24 protein-coding genes are annotated in these 22,795 nt (G+C 65.8%); 9 read left to right on the top strand and 15 right to left on the bottom strand.

The features are described 5' to 3' along the window. Window positions 1–7 precede the first annotated feature (7 nt). From LZ586_RS05880 to LZ586_RS05910, 7 genes are all read right to left on the bottom strand, one after another. Window positions 8–766: a fimbria/pilus periplasmic chaperone gene (locus tag LZ586_RS05880; RefSeq protein WP_235078731.1), complete on the bottom strand. Its 759-nt coding sequence runs from the start codon at window positions 764–766 to the stop codon at window positions 8–10. Window positions 767–888: 122 nt separating this feature from the next. After that, complete coding sequence (locus tag LZ586_RS05885) at window positions 889–1,062, bottom strand: hypothetical protein (protein ID WP_235078732.1); 174 nt, start codon at window positions 1,060–1,062, stop codon at window positions 889–891. A gap of 56 nt (window positions 1,063–1,118) precedes the next feature. Beyond that, entirely contained in the window at window positions 1,119–1,676 is a 558-nt protein-coding gene (locus tag LZ586_RS05890; RefSeq protein WP_235078733.1) for a hypothetical protein, read from the bottom strand. Between the two features lie 145 nt (window positions 1,677–1,821). Beyond that, complete coding sequence (locus LZ586_RS05895; RefSeq protein ID WP_235078734.1) at window positions 1,822–2,757, bottom strand: hypothetical protein; 936 nt, start codon at window positions 2,755–2,757, stop codon at window positions 1,822–1,824. A gap of 98 nt (window positions 2,758–2,855) precedes the next feature. Continuing rightward, complete coding sequence (locus LZ586_RS05900; RefSeq protein WP_235078735.1) at window positions 2,856–3,221, bottom strand: hypothetical protein; 366 nt, start codon at window positions 3,219–3,221, stop codon at window positions 2,856–2,858. 60 nt (window positions 3,222–3,281) lie between these two features. Beyond that, the gene (locus LZ586_RS05905) at window positions 3,282–3,887 is read right to left on the bottom strand and encodes a hypothetical protein (protein WP_235078736.1); all 606 of its coding nucleotides are present in this window, start codon (window positions 3,885–3,887) and stop codon (window positions 3,282–3,284) included. Window positions 3,888–4,021: 134 nt separating this feature from the next. Continuing rightward, complete coding sequence (locus tag LZ586_RS05910; protein WP_235078737.1) at window positions 4,022–4,711, bottom strand: response regulator transcription factor; 690 nt, start codon at window positions 4,709–4,711, stop codon at window positions 4,022–4,024. 202 nt (window positions 4,712–4,913) lie between these two features. On the opposite strand from LZ586_RS05910, the gene LZ586_RS05915 reads away from it, so the two are divergent. The 7 genes from LZ586_RS05915 to LZ586_RS05945 all read left to right on the top strand — a co-directional run bounded on the left by LZ586_RS05915 (window position 4,914) and on the right by LZ586_RS05945 (window position 13,684). Next, on the top strand, window positions 4,914–5,762 hold the full coding sequence (locus tag LZ586_RS05915) for a TorF family putative porin (RefSeq protein ID WP_235078738.1): 849 nt from the start codon (window positions 4,914–4,916) through the stop codon (window positions 5,760–5,762). A 112-nt stretch (window positions 5,763–5,874) separates the two neighbouring features. Continuing rightward, window positions 5,875–5,964 (top strand): K(+)-transporting ATPase subunit F, encoded by a 90-nt coding sequence (gene kdpF, locus LZ586_RS05920; protein WP_039095929.1) that lies wholly within the window; start codon window positions 5,875–5,877, stop codon window positions 5,962–5,964. A gap of 13 nt (window positions 5,965–5,977) precedes the next feature. Next, a complete protein-coding gene (gene kdpA / locus LZ586_RS05925; protein ID WP_235078739.1) occupies window positions 5,978–7,681 on the top strand; it encodes a potassium-transporting ATPase subunit KdpA in 1,704 nt (567 codons plus the stop codon). 13 nt (window positions 7,682–7,694) lie between these two features. Next, window positions 7,695–9,725 carry a potassium-transporting ATPase subunit KdpB gene (gene kdpB / locus LZ586_RS05930; protein WP_235078740.1) on the top strand — a complete coding sequence of 677 codons (2,031 nt, stop codon included), beginning with the start codon at window positions 7,695–7,697 and terminating at the stop codon, window positions 9,723–9,725. Between the two features lie 43 nt (window positions 9,726–9,768). Further along, a complete protein-coding gene (gene kdpC / locus LZ586_RS05935; protein WP_235078741.1) occupies window positions 9,769–10,347 on the top strand; it encodes a potassium-transporting ATPase subunit KdpC in 579 nt (192 codons plus the stop codon). Beyond that, window positions 10,344–13,013 carry a sensor histidine kinase gene (locus tag LZ586_RS05940; RefSeq protein ID WP_235078742.1) on the top strand — a complete coding sequence of 890 codons (2,670 nt, stop codon included), beginning with the start codon at window positions 10,344–10,346 and terminating at the stop codon, window positions 13,011–13,013. Before kdpC ends, LZ586_RS05940 begins: the two co-directional genes overlap by 4 nt. Beyond that, window positions 13,013–13,684: a response regulator transcription factor gene (locus LZ586_RS05945; protein WP_235078743.1), complete on the top strand. Its 672-nt coding sequence runs from the start codon at window positions 13,013–13,015 to the stop codon at window positions 13,682–13,684. Before LZ586_RS05940 ends, LZ586_RS05945 begins: the two co-directional genes overlap by 1 nt. Window positions 13,685–13,746: 62 nt before the next feature. On the opposite strand, the gene LZ586_RS05950 is transcribed toward LZ586_RS05945, so the two are convergent. From LZ586_RS05950 to LZ586_RS05960, 3 genes are read right to left on the bottom strand one after another with little or no spacing between them, the layout of a single operon-like run. After that, the gene (locus tag LZ586_RS05950) at window positions 13,747–14,625 is read right to left on the bottom strand and encodes a general secretion pathway protein GspK (protein ID WP_235078744.1); all 879 of its coding nucleotides are present in this window, start codon (window positions 14,623–14,625) and stop codon (window positions 13,747–13,749) included. Then, window positions 14,622–15,176: a type II secretion system protein J gene (locus tag LZ586_RS05955; RefSeq protein ID WP_235078745.1), complete on the bottom strand. Its 555-nt coding sequence runs from the start codon at window positions 15,174–15,176 to the stop codon at window positions 14,622–14,624. Before LZ586_RS05955 ends, LZ586_RS05950 begins: the two co-directional genes overlap by 4 nt. 12 nt (window positions 15,177–15,188) lie before the next feature. Further along, the gene (locus LZ586_RS05960; protein ID WP_261346037.1) at window positions 15,189–16,229 is read right to left on the bottom strand and encodes a penicillin-binding protein activator; all 1,041 of its coding nucleotides are present in this window, start codon (window positions 16,227–16,229) and stop codon (window positions 15,189–15,191) included. An 83-nt stretch (window positions 16,230–16,312) separates the two neighbouring features. Between LZ586_RS05960 and LZ586_RS05965 the strand changes: the two genes are divergently transcribed. Then, window positions 16,313–16,948 (top strand): hypothetical protein, encoded by a 636-nt coding sequence (locus LZ586_RS05965; RefSeq protein ID WP_235078747.1) that lies wholly within the window; start codon window positions 16,313–16,315, stop codon window positions 16,946–16,948. A gap of 15 nt (window positions 16,949–16,963) precedes the next feature. Here LZ586_RS05965 and LZ586_RS05970 read toward each other — a convergent pair whose 3' ends face one another. The 5 genes from LZ586_RS05970 to gspL all read right to left on the bottom strand — a co-directional run bounded on the left by LZ586_RS05970 (window position 16,964) and on the right by gspL (window position 22,275). Continuing rightward, the gene (locus LZ586_RS05970; RefSeq protein WP_235079743.1) at window positions 16,964–17,689 is read right to left on the bottom strand and encodes a Crp/Fnr family transcriptional regulator; all 726 of its coding nucleotides are present in this window, start codon (window positions 17,687–17,689) and stop codon (window positions 16,964–16,966) included. 123 nt (window positions 17,690–17,812) lie between these two features. Further along, window positions 17,813–19,039, bottom strand: a complete 1,227-nt coding sequence (gspF, locus tag LZ586_RS05975) for a type II secretion system inner membrane protein GspF (RefSeq protein WP_235078748.1) — start codon at window positions 19,037–19,039, stop codon at window positions 17,813–17,815. 145 nt (window positions 19,040–19,184) lie between these two features. Continuing rightward, entirely contained in the window at window positions 19,185–20,675 is a 1,491-nt protein-coding gene (gspE, locus tag LZ586_RS05980; RefSeq protein WP_235078749.1) for a type II secretion system ATPase GspE, read from the bottom strand. After that, window positions 20,672–21,169, bottom strand: a complete 498-nt coding sequence (locus LZ586_RS05985; RefSeq protein WP_235078750.1) for a type II secretion system protein M — start codon at window positions 21,167–21,169, stop codon at window positions 20,672–20,674. Before LZ586_RS05985 ends, gspE begins: the two co-directional genes overlap by 4 nt. Next, complete coding sequence (gene gspL / locus LZ586_RS05990; protein WP_235078751.1) at window positions 21,166–22,275, bottom strand: type II secretion system protein GspL; 1,110 nt, start codon at window positions 22,273–22,275, stop codon at window positions 21,166–21,168. The genes LZ586_RS05985 and gspL overlap by 4 nt, the downstream gene beginning before the upstream one ends. A gap of 45 nt (window positions 22,276–22,320) precedes the next feature. Between gspL and gspG the strand changes: the two genes are divergently transcribed. Further along, the gene (gene gspG, locus LZ586_RS05995; RefSeq protein WP_235078752.1) at window positions 22,321–22,791 is read left to right on the top strand and encodes a type II secretion system major pseudopilin GspG; all 471 of its coding nucleotides are present in this window, start codon (window positions 22,321–22,323) and stop codon (window positions 22,789–22,791) included. Window positions 22,792–22,795 lie beyond the last annotated feature (4 nt).

Below are 22,795 nucleotides of genomic sequence, written 5' to 3' on the forward strand. Positions count from 1 at the left end.
GAAGGCCTCAGGTTTCAGGCGTGAACTGCGCCTCGATCCGGCCAGAGGCCTGAGGCAGGCGCAGCGGCAGCGTGATGCGCCGCGTCTGCCCGCCGCCGATCAGGCCATAGCCGATCGACTGCTGGAGCTCGGGCCCGCTGATCTGCTTGGAAAGAAGCTCGCGGCCGTCTGGCGCGGTCTGCACGATTCGTAAGCGCCCGCGCGATAGATATCCATGGGCGGCCGAGGCATTCGACACGGTGATCACCGGCACAGGCCGCCCGTCCGCGTCCTTGCCGATCTCGGCAGAACCTACCTTCAGCGCCGGCTTTACGCCGTCGGGCGACACGCTGACCAGCACCTGGAAATTGTAGAGGAGCTGGATGTTCGACCGGGTGTCGTTAGACTGGACCGGCAGCTGCGCGACGGTCACGAAATAGTGCTTGCTCCGGGCAAGCGCCGGATCCCCGACATACTGCACGCGAAAGTTCTGGCGCTGCCCAGGAGCGATCAGCGCCTGCGGCGGAAAGACTGCCAGTTCGCCGCTGTCCCGCCCCGTCGCCTTGACGCCGTCTGAGGTCAGGTCGAGCGTCTCCATGCGAAGCTCCACCGGAAGCGGTCGATCGAAGCTGTTTTCCACGGTGACCACTTGGCTCATGCCGCGGCCCGAGGTGGTGAGATCAATAACCACCGGCTGGACGGTCATCGCGTAAACCGCAGTCGAAATGCCGATCATCGCTACCGACGCCATCGCCATGCGAACAAAGGATCTACGCTGCAGCTTCACACACCTACTCCTACACGCTTTTGCATCGATCACCGGATGCGGGCGGCTCACTAATGGCTGGATCGGACACTTCCGCCAAGCCAGGAAGAACCCAAGGGTGAAGGGTGTTCATTTCCACTAGATTACTTGGGCAGGTAAACCTGTAGCGGCCGGTAGCCGATGTCGCAGCTCAGCACATCTCCAAGCCGCTCATATTCGCTGGCGAGGAATAGCAGGTCGAATCGCTCCTCGTCGGTTGCTGAAAGCGCCCGAGCCCGAAGCTCGGTCGCAAGTCTTTGAGGCGTCTCGAGCTCCATGCGGCACACAAGGCATCCGGCAGGCCCATTGCTGGGCCTGCCGGAGCACTTCAGCTTCAGGCAGTCGGAGCGATCGTGATCTCAACCTTGCCGGCATAGGTGCCGGCATCGAGGATCGCCGTGGCTTCGCTGGTCGCACCGGTGCCGACGGTAAGAGCGATGTTGTTCGTGACAGCGGCCAGGCGGTCGCCGATCTGCGCCGAAGTGGCACCCGAGGTCAGCGACTGATCGGCAATGCTGGCCGAACCGCCCTTGGCGCCCATTGCAACCACGGTCGCGGTGTAGTGGACGGTGTTGGTGTATCCTGGCGCGGTGGTGGCGGCAGATGCGTTGACCAGCGGCTTGGCTTCAACCGACACCTTCGGGTTCGAGCCGTTGCACTTCACCGTGAAGTTGCGGCTGAGGCCACCGGTGTTGCCCGAGAACGCGGTGTCGATGGTGCCATCGGCCTTGGCGAGTTCACCCAGCGTGATGCTGCCGTTCAGCGGCGTCACCGCCGAGCAACGTGCCGACACGGTGCCGGTCACATCAACCGAACCAGTGGCCTGAGCGAAGGCCGGGGCAGCGGCAAAGGTCGAACCAATGATCAGGGCGGACAGAACCAGCTTCTTCATCTTAAGTCTCCGAAGGAATGCGTTGGGCTCTTGCCCGATGACCTTCTTATGACTCGAATCGGCGGCGCTCCCCATTTAGCGGGCGGCCAAAAGGCGGCTAACCTTCAGCCACAAGCGCCTATAGCGGAGGATATAGAATGGGCGTTCAAAGCGCCGCGCAGTTCGTCGTCGTGGAACTGGTAACGATCGGCGTAAAGGTGATGCTGATGACGTCAGCATAGTCGGGCGCTGGCGTCTTGGCCGAACCGCCCTCTTTCAGCGTGGCACGCAGCGGCAAGGTTCCGGCCTCCCCGCCAACACCGGCACGCGCGCAGGTGCGCGTGCCAAACGAGGAGTTGGAGGCAATGTCCTGCCCAAGGAAGCGGGCGCTGTAGCGGATCGTCTGGGCTGCGTCCGTCAAGCTGCCGCCCGGGAAGGTCAGGCGGAAATCGTTCTGCGATCGCACGCGCACTTCGAAGGGCCCCGAGCTGCGGACCCGGAGCGAATTGGCAGACGAAGTGGTGTATCGATCGGGGGCTGCCAGGACGGCAGCGGTAGTCGCATCGCCTATCTCACCGAAATCGAGGAGGGATCCGGCATAATAAGCCTGCAGCGCACTGACGGTGTTGACGTCGATCCGGACTGCTCCGACCTCGCGGGTCGGCGTGGGCACGCTTAGCGTGCCGCCTTCACCTGAACAGATGTAAAGCATGTCCAACACTATCGGCTGACCTGCGGACAGATCGGTACCCGGCGGCACCGATACGCGCAGATTCAAGGCCGAGGAGATATCCGATGCGAACAACCCGCCAAAGTCATAGCGAATCTCGCCCGCTGCCCCCGCGCCATTGTCGCGTGAACTGAGCGCACGTGGACGTCCTGCAGTCGAGCCTTCCTGATAGAGTACCTTGTACCCGTTGTACGTGACATTCAGTGGCGGCGTGCCGGTTGGCGCCACCAGGATTAGGCTCACTTCGTTCGTGCGGCCCGTTAATACTCCGCGATTACGCCGCAGCACCAACGGGATCGTGACGTCGGACAGACCGGCGGCAGAAAAGGGATCGTAGGTGATGCTGGCCGGGGCGGTAGCGCTGCCGCTCACGCCGCAGACCGCGGAGATTTGCGTCTGCGCGGCAGCGGGCGATGCGAGCGCGCCCGTGCCGATGAATACTCCCAGTGCTAACGCGCTACGCCTAACCCTCATAGTTGAGGAGTTACGACGATCTCCAAAGCGGCGCGACTCGATTGTTGCGTCGCGTCCTGCGTCGTCAGCGCGACGGGGATCATCTGAGCCGTCAGCGTGCCGTCGGCGTTCAGCGTGCGCATGCGCGATTCCAGCCGCGGCGCCGACTGGTTGCAGATCGCACGTGGCGGAAGCACCGCTCCATCCGTATTCGGCAGGGTAGAACCGCTCGACACCCAACAGCGGGGAGCAACATAGCCGAACAGGTCGAGCTGAGAGGTTTGCGCCTGAGCCGGCACCGCGAAAGTCGCCCCGCCCAACACAATGGCCACACCGACTACCTTCGGCGAAAGGTGACGACAAAGATCCGCTACCCGCTTCATATCGCAGGCTATACGCCCCGACGCGTGAATAGTTCATAGGATTAAATACTTATCGGCATTTTAAGGAGTCACGCTAACCGTAATAGTGAGAGTGTCCGAGTAACGGCCCGACACCAACGGCGCCGAGCCGGTATAGGTCGGTGCGCTCACGCGGAGGTACGAGCCGTTGACCTTGGTAGACGCTGCGCCGAGCCGAAGCCCCGTTGCCGTACCCGCGATGCCTGCGAAGCTGCAGCTACCGCCGGCAGACAAACCCGCGGCTTCGCACGACCCGGACGCGCTGGTGCCGTTGTCGGCGATCATACGCAGCGCCACCTGATAGGGCGCCTTGCTCCCATAGCCGGCGCTGGCAGAACCCTGAGCCGCCATGCCACCATTGGCGGAGGCGACGGCGATGCGGGAAGCGGCCGTGCAATTGAGCTGGATCGCGAAATCCTTGGTAAACCCGGTCTGATCGAAGTCCACCTGGTCGACGCTTCCCGAAGGAGTACCGCCCGTTGCGAACCCGCAGCGGCTACGCACCGATGCACGCACCTCGATGCCGACTTCCACGCTATTCACTGCGCCTTGGCCGGCAGCGTAAGCGGTGACCTGCGCACGCGCAGGCTGGCTGATGGCAAAGATCGCCACCAATATCGCCAACATCTGCACGCAAACCCGCTTCATCTCTCGCCTATCACGTGGCGGTCAGGTCCGCCGAATGATGGAGAGATGCACCATGAAAGAGGCCGGAAACATTCAACCGCCGGTGAGAATGATCCTTACCAAAGGCCGAAAGCGGCTATTGCTTTCGATATAGTCTAGTCCTCGCGCCCCTGCGCCAGGAGGATCAGTTCGGTCCGGCTTCGCACGCCGAGCTTGTCGAAAACCTTGTGGAGGTGAACCTTCACAGTGCCTTCGGTGAGCCCCAGTTCCTCGGCGATCTCCTTGTTGCGCAGGCCCCGCTGAACAAGCGACGCCACTGCCCGCTCACGTCCGCTCAATGCCTCCAGCGGATCCCGTGCCGCATCGGGAGACATCGCCAGATCCATCGCACGCTGCATCACCTCTTGGTCGAGCCAGCGGCGGCCCTGCGCAACGCTTTCCAGACAAGTCAGCAGATCGCGCGGCGCCGTGGACTTTATGACGATGCCATTGACGCCCAATTGCATCGCTTCCTTGGAAAGCTGATCGTTGATGCTGCCAGTCAGCAGGATGACCGGGCGGTTGTCGCCCCGATTGCGCAGGGTTCGTAGCACGTCGAGCCCTGTCCGCTCCGGCATCCCATTGTCCATGATCAACATGTCGGGACGGCATTTCGCCAGCGCATCGAGCGCGGCCACGCCCGTATTCACGGTGGCCACCACTTCGAAGTTCGTCCTGTCCAGGAGGATCTCGATCCCCGCGAGGGTGAGCGGATCGTCCTCCGCTACAAGTACCTTCATTTTTCTGATGCTTACGCTGACACTTACCAGCCATCTCCATACCACCGCCGCTGCCGCAGCGTCCACCCTGCCATAGGGTTAGCGCAAGGTTATCGCCGTCGGCCGCCTCTCGACCTCGGCGGCCTCCCGCAAACATATGCGAAACATACGCGGCTTCTGTGCAATCGGTCTCGAATAGCTACGTGCACGCGGCCTAATTGGCTGGCCTGTGAAGACACGCTGCGCCGGATTTCCCGGCAGCGGCGATGGACTTCGTGGGGGAAGTACCGTGAGTATTCGTAGCATCGCCGTTCTCGCCGCCCTGACTGCCGCCGCTCCGGCGCTGGCCCAGTCCGACGAAGCAGCACCCGCGCCCGCCGTGACCGTGTCCGGATCGGCATCGATCACCTCCGACTACCGCTTCCGCGGCGTGTCACAGTCCGATCAGGAGATGGCCGTGCAAGGCAGCATCACCGTCGCGCATGAAAGCGGCGCCTACGTCGGAACCTGGGCGTCGAACCTCTCCGGCTGGGGCACGTTCGGCGGCGCCAACATGGAACTGGATCTGATCGCCGGCTACAAGGCCAAGCTGTCGGACAACGCGACGCTCGACGTTGGTGCGACCTGGTACATGTACCCGGGCGGCGCGGACGAGACCGACTTTGTCGAGCCTTATGCCAAGCTGACCGGCACCAGCGGCCCTGCCACGCTCACTGCCGGCGTCGCCTATGCCCCCGCGCAGGAAGCGCTCGGCCGCTGGTACCGTACGGGCGCCGAAGCTGCGGCAGGCGTCTACACCGACGCGGGCGACAAGGAAGACAATCTCTACCTGTGGGGAGACGCCGCCGTTGCTCTGACCGGCACGCCGCTGACCGCCAAGGCACACCTGGGCTACTCCGACGGCAATTCCGGCCTCGGCCCCAACGCCACCAGTCTGGCGCCGACCGGTACCTATTGGGACTGGTCGGTCGGCGTTGATGCCACCTGGCGCAACCTGACGCTGGGCGTCGCTTATGTCGGCACCGACATCTCCGACCGCGACGCGGCCTATCTGCGCCCCAGCTTCAGCAAGGGCCAGGACGGCACCGGTAACATCGCCGGTGGCACCGGCTTGGTTTCGCTCACCGCAGCCTTCTGACGAAAGGAACGAACCATGCAGGATCTGCTCTGGATCGGCATCATGGGGGGCTTGCTGGCGCTGACGCTGGCCTATGTCCGCCTGTGCGACAAAGCGTGAGGAGGCGGCACCCATGACGCTCGACCTCTGGCTGGCCGCCATCACGGCGCTAGGCCTTCTCCTATACCTGGTGGCGGTGCTCATCCGCCCCGAACGCTTCTGAAGGGAGCGGAACCATGACACTCCAGGGCTGGATCCTGATCCTCGCCTTTGTCGGCGTCCTCCTGGCGCTCACCAAACCGGTGGGCGCCTGGTTGTTCGCGCTGTACGAAGGCCGCCGCACGCCACTGCACGTGGTGCTCGGCCCCGTCGAGCGCGGCTTCTACAAGCTGGCCGGCATCGATCCCGACGCTGAGCAAAGCTGGCGCCGCTACGCAGTGCACATGCTGATCTTCAACGCCGTGCTGATGCTGTTCACCTACGCCGTGCTGCGCCTCCAAGGCGTGCTGCCCGGCAACCCGCAAGGACTCCCCGGCGTCGGCGAGCACCTGGCGTTCAACACTACCATCAGCTTCGGCGCCAACACCAACTGGCAGAGCTATGCCGGCGAGTCGACCATGTCGAACCTCAGCCAGATGCTCGGCCTCACCATCCACAACTTTCTGAGCGCCGCGACCGGTATTGCGCTGGCGTTCGCGCTGTTCCGCGGTTTCGCTCGGCGCAGCGCGGCGACGATCGGCAATTTCTGGGCCGACTGCACGCGCGTCACGCTATACCTGCTGCTGCCGCTCTGCGTAATCCTGACCGTCTTCTACATCGCCAGCGGCGTTCCGCAGACGATGGGCGGCGCGGTCAGCGTCAACACGCTGGAAGGCGCCCAGCAATCGATCCTGCTTGGCCCCGTCGCCAGCCAGGAGGCGATCAAGATGCTCGGCACCAATGGTGGCGGCTTCTTCAACGCCAATTCCGCGCACCCGTTCGAGAACCCGGGCGCACTCACCAACTTCATCCAGATGCTGTCGATCTTCCTGATCGGCGTGGGCCTCACCTGGTGCTTCGGCAAGGCCGTCGGCAACACGCGCCAGGGCTGGGCGATCCTGGCCGCAATGATGATCCTGTTCCTCGCTGGTACCGGCGTGACTTACTGGCAGGAAGCCGCGGGCAACCCGGTATTGCACAATCTGGGCATCGCCGGCGGCAACATGGAGGGCAAGGAAGTCCGCTTCGGCATCGCCGCCACCGCGCTCTTCTCGGTCGTCACCACCGCGGCCTCGTGCGGCGCGGTCAACGCGATGCACGACAGCTTCACCGCGCTGGGCGGCATGATCCCGTTGTTCAACATGCAATTGGGCGAAGTCGTGATCGGCGGCGTCGGGGCAGGCATTTACGGCTTCCTGCTGTTCGCGATCCTGGCGGTCTTCGTCGCCGGGCTGATGGTCGGGCGCACGCCGGAATATGTCGGCAAGAAGATCGAAAGCCGCGAAGTGAAGCTGGCGGTGCTCGCCATTGCCATCCTGCCACTCGTCATCCTCGGCTTCACCGCACTGTCGGCGGTAACCGGCCAAGGCTTGGCAGGTCCGCTCAACAAGGGACCGCACGGCTTCAGCGAGATCCTTTATGCCTTTACCAGCGGCGTCGCCAACAACGGTTCGGCCTTTGCCGGCCTGACCGCGAACACCCCCTGGTACAATGGTCTGCTCGGCGTTGCGATGTGGCTGGGCCGCTTCTTCATCATCGTGCCGATGCTGGCGATCGCCGGTAGCCTCGCGGCGAAGAAGTACACGCCGGCCAGCGCGGGGTCATTCCCCACCACCGGAGGACTGTGGATCGGTCTGCTCGTCGGCATCATCCTGATCCTGGGTGGCCTGACCTTCCTGCCGAGCCTCGCACTCGGTCCCATCGCCGATCATCTCGCGATGATCCGCGGCCAACTGTTCTGACGGGAGCGCCACCATGGCTCGCACCGCGACAAAATCGCTGTTCACGGCAGACTTGATCGTTCCGGCGATCAAGGATGCCTTCAAGAAACTCAATCCGAACGAGCTCGTCCGCAATCCGGTGATGTTCGTCACCGCGTGCGTGGCGCTGCTGCTCACGGTCCTCATCAATGTCGGCGGCGACGGGCTTTCGCTCGGCTTCAAGGTCCAGCTCGTCGTCTGGCTTTGGCTTACTGTGCTGTTCGGAACCTTTGCTGAGGCACTGGCGGAGGGCCGCGGCAAGGCCCAGGCGGCAAGCCTGCGTGCCACAAAGGCCGAACTCACTGCCAAGAAACTCGTTGACGGTCGCACTCAGAACGTCGCCGCCAGCCAGCTTCGCGCCGGGGACGTGGTGCTGGTCGAGACCGGAGACCTGATCCCGGCAGATGGCGAAGTGATCGAGGGCGTCGCCTCAGTCAACGAAGCCGCCATCACCGGAGAATCCGCTCCGGTGATCCGCGAAGCAGGCGGTGACCGCTCGGCGGTGACCGCAGGTACCCGCGTGATCTCCGACGCGATCAAGGTGCGTGTAACCGCCGATCCCGGCCAGGGCTTTCTCGACCGCATGATCGCGCTCGTGGAAGGCGCCGAGCGTCAGAAGACCCCCAACGAGATCGCACTCACCCTGCTGCTCGTCGGGCTGACGATCATCTTCCTGATCGCCGTCGCCACCATTCCTGCTTTCGCCAGCTTCGCCGGCGGCAGCATCCCGGTGGCAATCCTCGCCGCGTTGCTTATCACGCTGATCCCCACGACCATCGCGGCTCTGCTCTCGGCGATTGGCATTGCCGGCATGGACCGGCTGGTACGCTTCAACGTGCTCGCCAAGTCCGGTCGTGCGGTGGAGGCCGCTGGCGACATCGACGTGCTGCTGCTCGACAAGACCGGCACCATCACCATCGGCGACCGTCAGGCGAGCGAGTTCCGCACCGTCTCCGGCACTTCGGACACCCAGCTTGCCGAAGCCGCATTGCTCGCCAGCCTGGCTGACGAGACGCCCGAGGGCCGCTCGATCGTGGTGCTGGCGCGTGAAAGGTTCGGGGTAACGGCAACAGCCCTGCCCGCGGGCGCGGAGGTGATCCCCTTCACTGCCCAAACCCGCATCTCGGGCGTGACGACGGGCGGCAGCACCATCCAGAAGGGTGCGGTCGACTCGATCCTTCGGGCCAATCCCGGTCTCGGCGAAACCGCCGCCGCCACCGAGCTGCGCCGCATCACCGACGAGATCGCCCGCGCCGGCGGCACGCCGCTGGCGGTGGCGCAGGACGGCAAGCTGCTCGGCGCGATCTTCCTCAAGGACGTGGTCAAGGCCGGCATTCGCGAACGGTTTGGCGAACTGCGCGAGATGGGCATCCGCACGGTGATGATCACCGGCGACAACCCACTCACCGCCGCTGCGATCGCGGCTGAGGCAGGTGTCGACGACTTCCTTGCTCAGGCGACGCCCGAGGACAAGCTGGCGCTGATCCGCAAGGAACAGCAGGGCGGCAAGCTCGTGGCGATGTGCGGCGACGGCACCAACGATGCGCCCGCGCTCGCGCAGGCCGATGTCGGCGTGGCGATGAACACCGGAACCCAGGCTGCGCGCGAAGCCGGCAACATGGTCGATCTAGATAGCGATCCGACCAAGCTGATCGAGGTCGTCGGTCTGGGCAAGCAGTTGCTGATGACTCGCGGGGCGCTGACGACCTTCTCGGTCGCCAACGACGTGGCAAAGTATTTCGCCATCATCCCCGCCATGTTCGTGGCGCTGTATCCAGGACTGGGCGTGCTCAACGTGATGGGTCTGGGAACGCCCGAAAGCGCGATCCTGTCGGCCATCATCTTCAACGCGCTGATCATCCCGCTGCTTGTGCCGCTGGCGCTCAAGGGCGTGACGTACAAGCCAATGGGCGCGGGGCCGCTGCTTGCCCGTAACCTGGCCATCTACGGCTTGGGCGGACTGGTCGCGCCGTTCATCGGCATCAAACTCATCGACTTGGCCGTCAACGGCCTGGGTCTCGCCTAACCTCCGGCCCCTCTCTCGCGGGAGGGGCCACAAAGGAACCATCATGGGCAACGATTTCACTTCCTCGCTGCGTCCGGCGTTCGTTCTGACGATCCTGTTCGCAATCCTGCTCGGCCTGATATATCCGCTGGCGATGACCGGCATCGGACAGGCGATCTTCCCTTCCCAGGCAAATGGCAGCCTCGTGCGCGACGCGTCAGGCCGGGTGGTCGGTTCCAGCGTGATCGGCCAGTCCTTCACTTCCGACCGCTATTTCCAGACGCGCCCATCCGCGGCAGGCAAGGGCTATGATGGCCTCGCTTCCTCAGGCTCCAACTTCGGCCCGGCGTCGCAAGCGCTGGTCGACCGTGTGCAGCCAGACATCGCCAAGCGCCGTGCGGAAGGCGTGACCAGCCCCCTGCCCGCCGACCTGGTCACGGCGAGCGGGTCGGGCCTCGATCCCGATCTTTCCCCCGCATCGGCACAGGCGCAGGTCGCCCGCGTTGCCCGTACCCGTGGCATCGCGCCCGACCAGCTCCGCGCGCTGATCGAACGCAACACCGAACGTCCGCTCCTGGGTGAGCCGCACGTCAACGTGTTCGCACTCAACCGCGCGCTCGACTCCGCCAGCCGAGGCCGATGAACGACGGCAGACCCAATCCCGAGGCCCTTCTGCGCCAGGCGGTGCAGGAGGGCCGTGGGCGTTTAAAGATATTCCTCGGCGCCGCGCCTGGCGTCGGCAAGACCTTCGAAATGCTTTCCGAGGGCGCTGCCCGCCGGCGCGAAGGCGTCGACGTCGTGATCGGCGTGGTCGAGACGCATGGCCGCGCCGAGACCGAGGCGCTTACCCGAGGGCACGAGATCATCGCCCGACGCACCGAGTCCTATGAAGGCCGCGTGCTGCACGAGATGGACCTGGACGCCATACTCGCGCGCCGCCCGCGTCTCGTCCTGGTCGACGAACTCGCGCACACCAACACGCCGGGCAGTCGCCATCCCAAGCGCTATCAGGACGTCGAAGAATTGCTTGCCGCCGGCATCGACGTCTACTCGACGATCAACATCCAGCATGTCGAAAGCCTCAACGACATCGTCGCCAGCTTCACCCGCGTGCGCGTGCGTGAAACGGTGCCGGACAGCGTGCTGGAGGCCGCCGAGATCGAAGTAGTCGACATCCCGCCCGACGAGCTGATCGAGCGGCTGAAAGCCGGCAAGGTCTACCTACCTGAGGAAGCGACACGCGCGCTCGCCCACTTCTTTTCGAAATCGAACTTGTCCGCGTTACGCGAACTCGCCCTCACCCGCGCAGCGCAGGCGGTGGATGCGCAGATGCTCGAGCATGTCCGCGCCCTAGGCGTCGGCGGGACCTGGGCGGGCGGAGAGCGGATCGTCGTGGCGATCAACGAACTGCCGGGCGCCGACGGGCTCGTCCGCGCCGCCAAACGCGTTGCCGACGCCCTGCGCGGCCCCTGGACGGCGCTGTTCATCGAAACGCCGCGTGTCGCTGCGTTCAACGACGCTCAACATCGGCGGATCGCCGCAACGATGACCCTGGCGACTCAGCTAGGCGCGGCGGTGGCCACCGTCCCGGCGGCGAACGTCGTCGAGGGGATCAAGGCCTTTCTCGCCGACGCCCGTTCAACCCAGCTGGTGGTCGGCAAGTCGCAGCGGTCGCGGTGGTTCGAATTTCGTCATGGATCGGTCGTGGACCGGCTGGTGCGCGAAACGGCGGACGTCACTGTCCATGTGCTACCCATCGCCGGGGCTGTTCCTGATCCGCTCCCCGGAAGACGGCGCAAGCGCGCCGCTTGGGGCTCGCCGCTTGGCTATGCCATCGCCGCCGGCACCGTAGCCCTAGTGACCGGACTGGCGAGCGCGCTTTCTCATGTCCTAGACCTGGGCAATGTCGCGTTGCTCTACCTGCTGCCGGTAATGGCGGCAGCCAGCCTGTACGGGCTGCGTACCGGCCTGTTCGCCGGCATCGTCTCCAGCCTCGCTTACAACTTCTTCTTCCTGCCCCCCACCGGCACCTTCACCATCACCAATCCAGAAAATGTAATTTCCATCCTGGTGCTGCTCGGGATCGCTTTCGCCACCAGCCACCTGAACTCGCGCGTGCGCGCCCAGGCGGATCTGGCCGGCGCGAGCGCGCGCACTAACGCGGCGCTTACTGGATTCCTACGTCAGCTTGCCGAGATGAACGACGTGTCTGCGGTTAAACGCGCCATCTGCGCAGAGATCGCCCGTATCTTGGACGCGCAAACCATCCTGCTGTCCCAGGGCCCAATGCCCAGCCTGACCATCCAGGCGGCGAACGACGATACCCACCAATTGGGCGCGCTGGAGATGGCGGCGGCGCAATGGGCCTACGATCATGGCACCACCACCGGACGCGGATCGGCGACGTTGACTGCGTCGGACTGGGCATTCTATCCGATGACCTATGGCAACCAGGTGCTGGCGGTGCTCGGCCTGACGCGCGAAGGTAGCGGCGACGCGGTGCGGGCCGACCAGCTACCGTTGCTGATGAGCCTGATCGACCAGGGCACGCTGGTGCTCGAACGGCTGCGGCTTGAAGACGAGATGCGCGACGTCGAGACCGTGCGCACCCGCGACAAGCTCCGCGGGGCGCTGCTCTCTTCGGTGAGCCACGACCTTCGAACGCCACTCACCGCTGTGAAAGCTGCCGCCGCCGAGCTTCGCCACGGCAGCACCCCCGACCTGATCGCCACGATCGAGCAGGAAACGGCGCGGCTCGACCGGTTCGTCGCGAACCTCCTCGATATGGCGCGCATAGAAGCCGGCGCGCTCAGCCTCAGGATCGACGCTGTGGATTTGAGCGATGCGGTCACCGGTGCAGCACACGACGCTCGCGCCGCGCTTGCCGGACACCCCATTCGCCTTGATGTTCCGCCCGATCTGCCGCTGGTGCGCTGCGATCCGCAATTGCTCCATCACTGCCTGCTCAACCTGCTCGACAATGCCGGCCGCTATGCGGACCCCGGCACTGAGATCCGCATCGCCGCCGAGCATCGGCACGGCACGCTGCGCCTGTCGGTCATCGATCACGGCCCGGGATTGCCGCAGGGGCAGGAAGCCGCCGTCTTCGACACTTTCCGCCGCTTCGCGGGGTCGGATCGTTCCACCGGGGGCACGGGACTGGGGCTGGCGATCGTCAAGGCCTTTGCCGAGGCGATGGACATCACCGTTGAGGCCGCCAACCGCCCGACCGGCGATGGTGCGATGTTCACGCTGAGCTTCCCGCAAAAGGCGATCGTGCGCGAGGGTGCCGGTGAAGGGGACGTGTGATGTCGCTGGTGCTGATCGTCGACGACGAACTCTCGATCCGCAAGCTACTGCGGCAGACTCTGGAGCGCGCGGGGTATAACGTCGCCGACGCGGCAGATGCACGGACTGCAATGGCAGCGCTGGAAAACAGGCGACCGGACGCGGTACTGCTCGACCTGGGGCTACCAGGACGCGACGGGCTGGAACTGGTGCCATTGATCGCACGCTTGGGCGTCGCTCAGATAGTCGTCTCCGCCCGCGAAGGCACCGACGACAAAGTTGCCGCGCTCGACCTCGGCGCCGACGATTACATCACCAAGCCGTTCGACAGTGAGGAGTTGCTCGCTCGGCTACGTGTCGCGCTACGCCGTCGCGACCTGAACGGCAGCACCATCGTCAGCATAGGCGATCTCACCATCGACTTGACTGCACATCTCGTCCACCGCGCCGGCATCGAGGTTCACTTGACCCGCAAGGAATATGAGGTGCTGGCCATGCTCGCCGAGCATCAAGGACGCGTGGTCACGCACCAGCGCATCCTCTCCCGTGTGTGGGGCGGGCATGATCCGCGAATCGAATATCTCAGGATCGTAGTCCGCAACCTGCGCCAGAAACTGGAGGCTCCGGCCCCAGTGGGAACGCTGATCGGCAACGAACTTGGTATCGGCTACCGGCTACAAGCGTCCAGATAAGCCGCTGCAATACCGTCGCAACTACAGTTAAGAACGCTGCGCAATAGCACCGCCGCCGTCGGTCAGCCCCGGCGGAGGGGGAGCGGAGGCGCTCCCGGTGGGACCGCGGCGTTACGCCACCGCTCCACAGGAACGACTTCCACCATTCCTTCCGGCGTTCGACGGCGCTGGATCAGCGTCGCGCCTTGTTGGCTGGTGCCGCCGATCGTCGCCCTCGTCCGCACCCAGAAGGTGTTTGACCGAAAGCTCGCGCCCCAAGGCATCGTCGCGTTCTGGTCGGTCAGGTCCTTGAGCGTCAGGAAGCCTTGCCGCTGGCGCACAGCGATCAGCCGAGAAGCCACCACCGGATCCCGGAACAGGATGCCTAGCATCTCTGCGTCCGCAGCGTTGAGATTGAGCGACGTCTCGCCTGGCAGGGCGGTAACCAGCCGCTCCATCCGCTCCGCGACTTTCGCATCGACGCCGGCCATTCGCAAGGGGCGAAGATCCGTCACAGGCCCCCGCAGCCGAACATAAGCGATCGCCGCCACCATCTGCTCGTCGGTCAGCCCGACTTCCTTTGCGATCGTCTGGAACAGGATCAACGAGGGAGCGTCACCGCGCCGGACCGCGTTGATGTTGTAGCGTCCTTCGGCATCGGCGATCGCCAGGTCGAAGGTCCCGCCTTCGATCGGAGCGCCGGCTTCGGACAACTTGGCCCAAGGCTCACCGATATGGTCGACCTCGGGCGATAGCTGCGCATCCCTGCGCAGCGCGACAAGCGCCGACAACTCGCCGCCGCGCACCACCGCCAACGCCCGCGACGCCTCCCGCGTGCGCAGGCCCCGGTCGAGCGCGAGTTCCTCGCGGCTGATCATCAGCAGCACCAGTCCGCTGGCAATCGCTACGAACATCAGCACATTGACCAGGATCAGACCGGCTTCGTCGGCGCGCCGCATCATGGCTGCGGCGCCTCCGCCGCCCGAGCCGGCAATGCGATCACTCGGCGCACCGACGCTGGCGTGCCGCCCGGACCTACCAGCTGCATCTCCAGAGCAATGGCGCGGGGCCACTGCGTTTTGCCCTGTTCGCTCATCGGCCAATGGTCGACCCACGCGCCGTCCCAAAAGCGCCATCGCGCCGCAGCGATGCCCCCCAGCACCCGCTGCGGCACCGGCCCGAGCCCGCGCACCAGCGATCCTCCCGCCACGGCATAGCGGAGCGGGATCGCCGGGCCACCCATGCCGGGCGCCGCTCGAGTGAAGGAAAGGCTGGTGCCCCCGCCGCTGATGTTCCCCGCGGCAAGCTGGTCGATGTCGCTGGTCACCACGAACATCGCACGCTGAAGATCCGCCAGCCTGTCGAGCCGTCCTTCGGTTCGGCCCTGCACCTTGATGATCCCATCCACCAGCGCCAGCCCGGCCACTGCGATCAGCGCGAACAAGCCCAGCGAAATCATCAACTCGATCAACGTGAAGCCCGCCTCTTCTTCAGGCATTTGCTCTGCGGGCATGTGCATCGCGCGTCAGGCGCCGGAACTGGCCGCGACCGGCTCATAGCCTTGTGGCCGGGCGACCAGGATCGCGAAATCTCGCGCCACCGATCCGTCGGTGCGGAACCGCACGGGCCCGGTGACGCAACGAAACCCCTTGCTGTCGAGAAGGCCTGCCGCGCCGAGCGTTCCTGCGGCCCGCAGGGCATTGGCGATGCCCGCCGCGTCATAGGCAAGCGCGGCGATGGTGCCGGGATCGCCGCCGTTGCGAGCGGAGAACGCACTGGCAAAGGTGCCGAACGATTGAGGATCGGGGCTGGCGATCCAGGCATCCTGCAGTGCCTCCAGCGCTTCGGGACGATGATCGAGCCCTTGCAACGTGGCGAGCAACTGGATGCCGCTGTCCTTCAGGTTGCGCGCGGCGGAGAGCACCGCCTCTCCACTCCCCGGCAGCAGCACGGCGTCGGGGGCCTCCCCAGGGGCAGGCAATGGCTGCCCGGCGCGGATTTCCAGCACTCGCACCCGCATGCCGAGTTCGCCTTCGAGCTTCCCGGCGGCCACAGCCGAGGCTGCGCTCCACGGGCTGCCGTCGTCGATCACGGCTACCGAATGCACGCCGCGGGATCGCGCATAGCGCAGGACCGCGCTGGTCACTTGGCCGGCGGTTATTCCAAAGATGTAGGTGCCTGGCGCGCGCAGCACCGCGTCGTTGCTGAAGGCGATGATTGGTACGCGGCCCGCGACCGTGCTCGACACAGCGGGCACTTCTTCCGCGCTAAGCGGGCCCAGAATCAGCGCAGGCCTTCGCTTAAGGGCGTCGGTTGCCGCAGACGACGCGCCGGTCGCCGTTCCGCCGGTGTCGAAGCTCTGTACATAACTGCCGTTTTCCGCGAGCAACGCCGCTTGGCGCATGCTAAGGCCCAGCCGCGCTCGCGGACCCGTGAGCGGGACCAGCAGGGCGATGGGCCGTTTGTCCTTTTTCGCCGCTGCAAGGGCGTACGAGGGAAGCACGACCGATGCCGCTGATGCGACCAGGCCTGATTGCAGCGACCTCAACAGGGACCGTCGGTCCATTGCCGACTCCGGATATAGGGGGTGTGGCACGCGGGCGTATTATCGTCTTCGCAGGGCTTGGGATAGCCGCCTATGCGCTCGCGATGCTGGTGACGCTGCCGGCCAGCGTGTTGCTGAAAAACCGGCCCTGGCGCACCGGAGTTGCCGGCACTGTGTGGAACGGCGAAGTCGGGGTCGCAGGCGGCTCCAGGCTCGAATGGCAAATGGCCCCGCTGCGCTCGCTGACGTCTTTGGGCTTCGCGACGGATTGGAAGGCGACGGGCCCGAATACGGACCTTGGCGGACGGATGCTGGTGCACCTGGGCGGACGCACTGTGCTCGATAAAGTGAGCGGTTCGGCCGACGGGCGCCTGCTGGAGGCGCTTCAGCCAAACCTGCCCTTCACCTGCGACCTTGCCATGCAAGTCGACATGGATCGGATCGCCGTCGGCGGCGGCGACCAGATGATGGCGGGCAGGGTCGCGAGCGATCCTGGCAGCTGCCGCGCGAAGGCCGGCAGTGCGGCCTCCTCCCCCCTCCCCCCCCTACTGCTGACCGCCGAGCATATCGGTACCCGCACGACCCTGCGCATCACTCCGGCGGCGCAGCGCCGTCAGGTACTGGTGGAGGCGAATCTGTCGGAAAACGGTACGCTGGACCTGTCGGTTACCCCTGAAGGCGCGGCGATGATGCCGTTCCTCGGCCTGCCGCCGGGGATACGTGTCCAAGGCGAGCTATAATCCAGCGGCCTTCAGTCACGTCCGCGCGCGGGGCAGCCAGTCTGGTTCGTGCACGAACGGGGGCACCACGCAAGGCGACAGGCGCTTGAGTGCGGCGTGATCCTTGAAGACCACTCGGCCGCGCTTGCGCTCGAGCACGCCTTCGCGATCGAGCCGGGTCAACGTGCGGCTGGCATGCACCGGGGTCATCCCCAGCAAATCGGCGATCTGCTCCTGCTTGAGCGGGCAATCGAACCCGTCTTCATCCGCCATGCCGGCGTCGCGCAGCCGGGCGTGAAGATCGAGCAGGAACCACGCCATGCGTTCCAGGGCGCAGGCTTTTCCGAGGATCGCCTTTTCCTGCATCAGCGCCACACGTTCCTTCTGCACGCTCAGCAGGAAGGTGGCGGCGAAGCGAGGCGAGCGCTCGATCATCTGGCCGAGCACCCGGTGCGGCACAGGCGCTACCGATACTTCGGTGAACGCTTCCAACGTCTCTCCGGCGGCACTCAGGCTCATGCTCGGCGATCCGAGCACGTCGCCGGGCAAGTGGATCTTCATGAACTGGCGGCGGCTGTCGATGAGCCCCTTGGACGAGCCGACCCAACCTTCCGCGAGGAAGTAGACGCAGGTCGCGGGATCGCCTTCGCTGCGGATCTTGGCGCCCGCCGGATAGCGGATCTGCTCGCTCGCCCAATTCTCCAGCAGGTCCGCATCACCCGCACATAAGCCCGCAAACTCTTCAAGCCGATGCAGGGACATCTTCGGCAACGGTGTTTCTCCTGTACCCATTTCGGCGCGCGGCTAAACCATCGCCCGAGCATTGGGTAGTCAGGGCTTCCACCAGGGAGCGAAGCGAAACTTTAGAAAGTTTAGGGCGCGGGTTCAAAGACCTACAAGGTTGTTCAGATTGATAATCGGTAGCAGGATCGCGAGCACCATCATCAACACCAGCCCGCCCATCACCAGCAGCACCAGCGGTTCGACCAGCGCGACGAGGGTCGACACCAGCGCGTCCAGTTCACGTTCCAGTTCGTTGGACGCGCGCCCTAAGGCAGGCGCAAGCCGACCGCTCGACTCTCCGGAAGCGACGATCGCGACAAGCATCGTCGGAAAAACCTGAGCCTCCTGCATAGCGGCGCGCAGGCTGATCCCCTCGCGCACGCGCGTCGCCACTCCGAACGCCTTGTTGCGTACCCAGTGGTTGGGAGTGACGGCGGCGGCGGCGTGCAGCGCCTCGACCAGCGGCACTGCGCTGCCGACCAGGGTCGCGAGGCTGCCGGCGAAGCGCGCGGCGTTCAGCTGGCGGCTGAAGCGGCGGAACGGGCGGCGCTCCGAAAAGAAGCGGTGCACGCGCAGCTTGTTCGCCGGGACCTTCGACCAGCGGAGGAAACCGAAGATGCCGATTGCGAGCGCCAGCAGGAAGTAGAGGCCGTATTGCTGGATGAACCAGCTGATCGCGATCAGCGCGCGAGTGAGCAGCGGCAGATCCGCGCCGCGCGAGACGAACACCTTGACGATGTCGGGCACGACATAGACCATCAGCAACACCATCATACCGACCGACACCAGCGCGAGCAGCGCAGGATAGAGGAGCGCGAGCTGCAGCTTCTGGCCGTTCGACTGGCGGTTCTCGACGAATTCGGCGAGGTGATTGAGCACATCGGGCAAGCGCCCCGATGCCTCGCCCGCCGCCACCGAGGCGCGATAGAATTCGGGAAATGCCTTCGGGTGCTGGGCCAACGCCGCCGCGAAACTGCGTCCGTCGAGAATCGCGCCGCGGACGTCGACCATCAGCGAATTGACCGCTGGCTGCTCGGACTGAGTGGCGACCAGACGCAGCGCTTCCTCGACCGGAATGTCGGAGCCGACCAGCGTCGCGATCTGGCGCGTGACGGTCGCGAGGGCGCGGGGGGACACCCGGTTGCGGCCAAAAGACGGGAGCTGAATCGATCCGGGCTTCGCGTTGCGATCGCCAGCTGCCTGCACGGAGAGGGGCAACAAGGCCTGCTCGCGCAGCGCGGCGCGGGCGGCGGCAGGCGACGACGCCTCGATGATCCCGCGCTTGTTGCGGCCGGCGCGGTCGGCGGCGCGATAGGCGTAGGCGGGCATTAGAAATCTTCCCGCGTAGGGAAAGGGAGACTGCCGAACGCGGTGAAGGGGTAGTGGCCGAAAACCCTATCCCCCGTGGAGAATGCTCCTCCAGCAGCTTCGCTGGCCCCCCTTCCGCTCCGCGGGAAGATTCTAGTGGTGTGACTCACGCCTCGTCCCGAACCACGCGGGCGACTTCGTCGACCGTGGTGATTCCGGCCCGCACCTTGGCCACGCCGTCGTCGAGCAGGCTGGGATTGTCCGCCCTGGCATAAGCCTCGATCTCGGCTTCCGAGGCGCCGTCGTGGATCAGCTTTTGGAAGCGATCGTCCACCGCGATGACTTCGTACAGGCCCGCGCGGCCGCGATAGCCGTCGCCATGGCACTGGTCGCAGCCTTCGGCGCGCCACACCGGACTGCCCGCGGCGATCGCCCCGCCGAGCAACACCGCGTCCGCCTCGCTCGCGACATCCTCGCGCCGGCAGGTCGGGCAGAGCTTGCGCACCAGCCGCTGCGCGGCCAGGCCGACGACCATGGGGGCCAGCAGGTAGCGCTCGACGCCCATGTCGATCAGCCGGGTGACCGACCCGACCGCGCTGTTGGTGTGCAGCGTCGAAAGCACGAAGTGGCCGGTCATGGCCGAGCGCACCGCCACCTGGGCGGTTTCGTGATCGCGGATCTCGCCGACCATGATGACATCCGGGTCCTGGCGCAGGATCGCGCGGAGACCACGGGCGAAGGTCATGTCGGTGCGCGGGTTGACCTGCGTCTGGGCGACGCCGGCGAGTTCGTACTCGATCGGGTCCTCGACCGTCATCACGTTACGCTTGCGATCGTTCAGCCGCGTGAGCGCGGTGTAGAGCGTCGTGGTCTTGCCCGAGCCGGTCGGCCCGGTGACGAGCAGGATGCCATGTGGACGTTCTAGTAGACGCCCGAACACATTGCGGTCGCGCTCACTCATGCCGAGGCCGCCTAGGTCGAGCCGCAGCGAGCCCTTCTCCAGAAGGCGCAGCACCACGCGTTCGCCATGCTGGGTCGGGATGGTGGAGACGCGCGCATCGACGTCGTGCCCGCCGATGCGGAGCGTCACGCGGCCATCCTGCGGCACGCGGCGTTCGGCGATGTCGAGCTTTGCCATCACCTTGATTCTGCTGACTAAAAGTGGCGCAAGTGCGCGCGGCGGCTCGATCATGTCGCGCAGCACGCCGTCGACGCGGAAGCGGACCACCAGCCGCTTTTCCTGCGTCTCGATATGGACGTCCGACGCGCCTTCCTTGACCGCCTCAAGCAGCAGCGCGTTGATCAGCCGGATGACGGGCGCGTCGTCGCGGGTGTCAAGCAGATCGTCAACCGCTGCCGCGCTGTCGGCGAGCGCGGCCAGATCCATGTCGCCCAGATCGAAATCGGCGGCGGCCCCCGCCCCCTGGCTATAGGCCTGGCTGAGCGCGGTATCGAACAGGTCGTCGCTTACCGAGAGATAGCTTGCCCCCGGCGCGACGCGCTGGACTTCGAGCAGCCCGTCCAGGTTCGCGCTTGCGCGGTGGACGCATTCCACGCCGCCCGCGCCGACGCGGATCAGCACGCCGTGCTTGCGCGCGAAGCTGTAGGGCAGCGCCAGTGGCGCGGGTGCGTCCTCGATGAAAATCTGCGTGCTCACGCGCCGAAATCCACCGTTGCCGACACGCGTCCCGCCACCGGGCGCCGCTCGACCGATACGCCGCGGACCCGCAGGTCGCTGGTCGCATTCAAGTCCGCGAGCCAGCCCAGCAGCGAGTCGTAGCTGACGTCCGCCAAGGCAACCCGAAGCCCGCCTGGAACGGTCTGCGGCGCGACTGCAAACCCGAATCCGGCCGCCGAAGCGCTGGCGACCTGCGCCGGCGTACCCTGCCGGCGCTGCGGCTTGGTGGTGGAAAGCGTTCCCGCCGCTCGGATGCGGGCGGTCAGGGTTTCAAAGGTACGGATGTCCGCCACCGCCTCGGCACGGGCGGACTGAAGCGGCTTCACCACTCCGTAGATCAGCACCACCCCACCGAGCAGCACAGCCAGGATGCTCAGCAGCACGCGCTCGCGGTGGCTGAGCCCTGCCCACCACGCGTCGAAGCGGATCAGCGCGGCGTCTAGCGCAGGCAGCTTCGTAACGATGATCCTCATGCCGTCCTTGCCGTGATCCGGATCGACCCGTCGGGGGACTGGGTAACCTGGCCGCTGATCCGCGCCGCCCGCAACGCGGCGTCGATGCGGCCGATCAGCCCGGCATCGCCCGCGTCCATGTCCATGGTCAGCGTATTCGCCTGAAAGCGGATGCCGCGCACCGCGAGCCCGCCGGAGAGCGGCCCGAGCGCACCCGAGAGCCGGCTCAACAGCGGCAGAAACAGGTCCGGGCGCGCCGCCGGTCCGCTCGGCAGCAGATCCGCCACGCTGGCGGCGAGATCGCCGCCCAGATTGGCTCCCGGCGCGGCGAGCGCAGCCGCGGTTCGCGTCTCCTGCGCACGGCGATCGGCAATGTGTTGCAGCATCAGCGTGTCGGCCGTGGCGATGACGATGTGCGCCGCCGCGCCCAGCGCGGCGATCCATCCGAGCCGCCGCCAGATATTGGGAAGCGCCACCCGCCTGCGCGCATACGGCCCCTGACGCAGGTCCAGCGCCGGGTTCAGCAGCCGCGCCGACAGCCCCTGGGCGGCAAGCCCCCCCTCGGCGAGCAGCATGTCGTCGGGGAGCGGCGCGCCATAGGCGATCGCTGGGGGGCTACCCGCCGCCTGCCACGCGGCGCGCAGCAGCGGCGTCGGACAGGCGAATCCCGATCCGTCGGCGGCGCGCACCACCGCGCGCTCGGTACCGAGGTCGACGGCCCATTGCCCTTCGCCCGGACGGGGCAGTGCCAGCGCGTCGGGCACGATCGCGGCATGCCCCAGCCCGGCTTCCTCGGCGATGTCGACCCATGCGGTCATCAATTCGTGCCGCACGACGCCGACCAGATAGCGCCGGGGCGCGATCTCGGCGCCGAGTACCAGGTGCACCGAGTCGAGTGGCTCGGCGATCTGATCCTCGATCGCGAAGGGTAATGCGTCCAACCGCTTGGCGCGCGACGCGAGCGGCAGATCGACGACCAGCAGCCGAACCTGCTCGGTCGGCACGAGCACGGTTGCGGGCCCTCCCGGCTCGGCTATGATCAGCCGGCCGCCCGCCAGCGTCCACACCCCTGCGGCGGGGGCGTTCGTCTGGTCGGGTGCACCGATGGGGCGAGCGGCTGTTGTCACATTTGCTTCATGGGAAGGACGCATGGGGCGGGGATGCGCATAGAATTGAAACAGTTTAGTGACATCGCACCACCGGAGCCGTCGCGCAAGCGCCGTGCCGTGCCGCAAGGCGAAGCCGGCCTGACCCTGATCGAGATGCTGATCGTGCTGGTCATCATCGCCGTCGTCGCGGGGCTGATCACCATGAACGTGATCGGCCGCCCGGACGAGGCGAAGGCGACCACCACCAAGGGCAACATCTCCAGCATCGAAGGCGCGCTGAAGATGTACCGCCTCGACAATGGCGATTATCCCACCACCGAACAGGGCCTGAAGGCGCTGGTCGAAAAGCCCAGCGCGCCGCCGGTGCCGGGCAATTGGGCGCAGGGCGGATATCTCTCCGCGCCGCCGCTCGACGGCTGGGAACGCCCCTATGCCTATAGCTCGGACGGCATGACCTTCACGATCCGCTCGCTCGGCAAGGATGCCAAGCCCGGCGGCGACGGCGTGAACACCGATCTAGAGGGCAAGGGCTGATCCC

Source organism: Sphingomonas sp. S2-65, assembly GCF_021513175.1.
Classification (GTDB): domain Bacteria; phylum Pseudomonadota; class Alphaproteobacteria; order Sphingomonadales; family Sphingomonadaceae; genus Sphingomonas.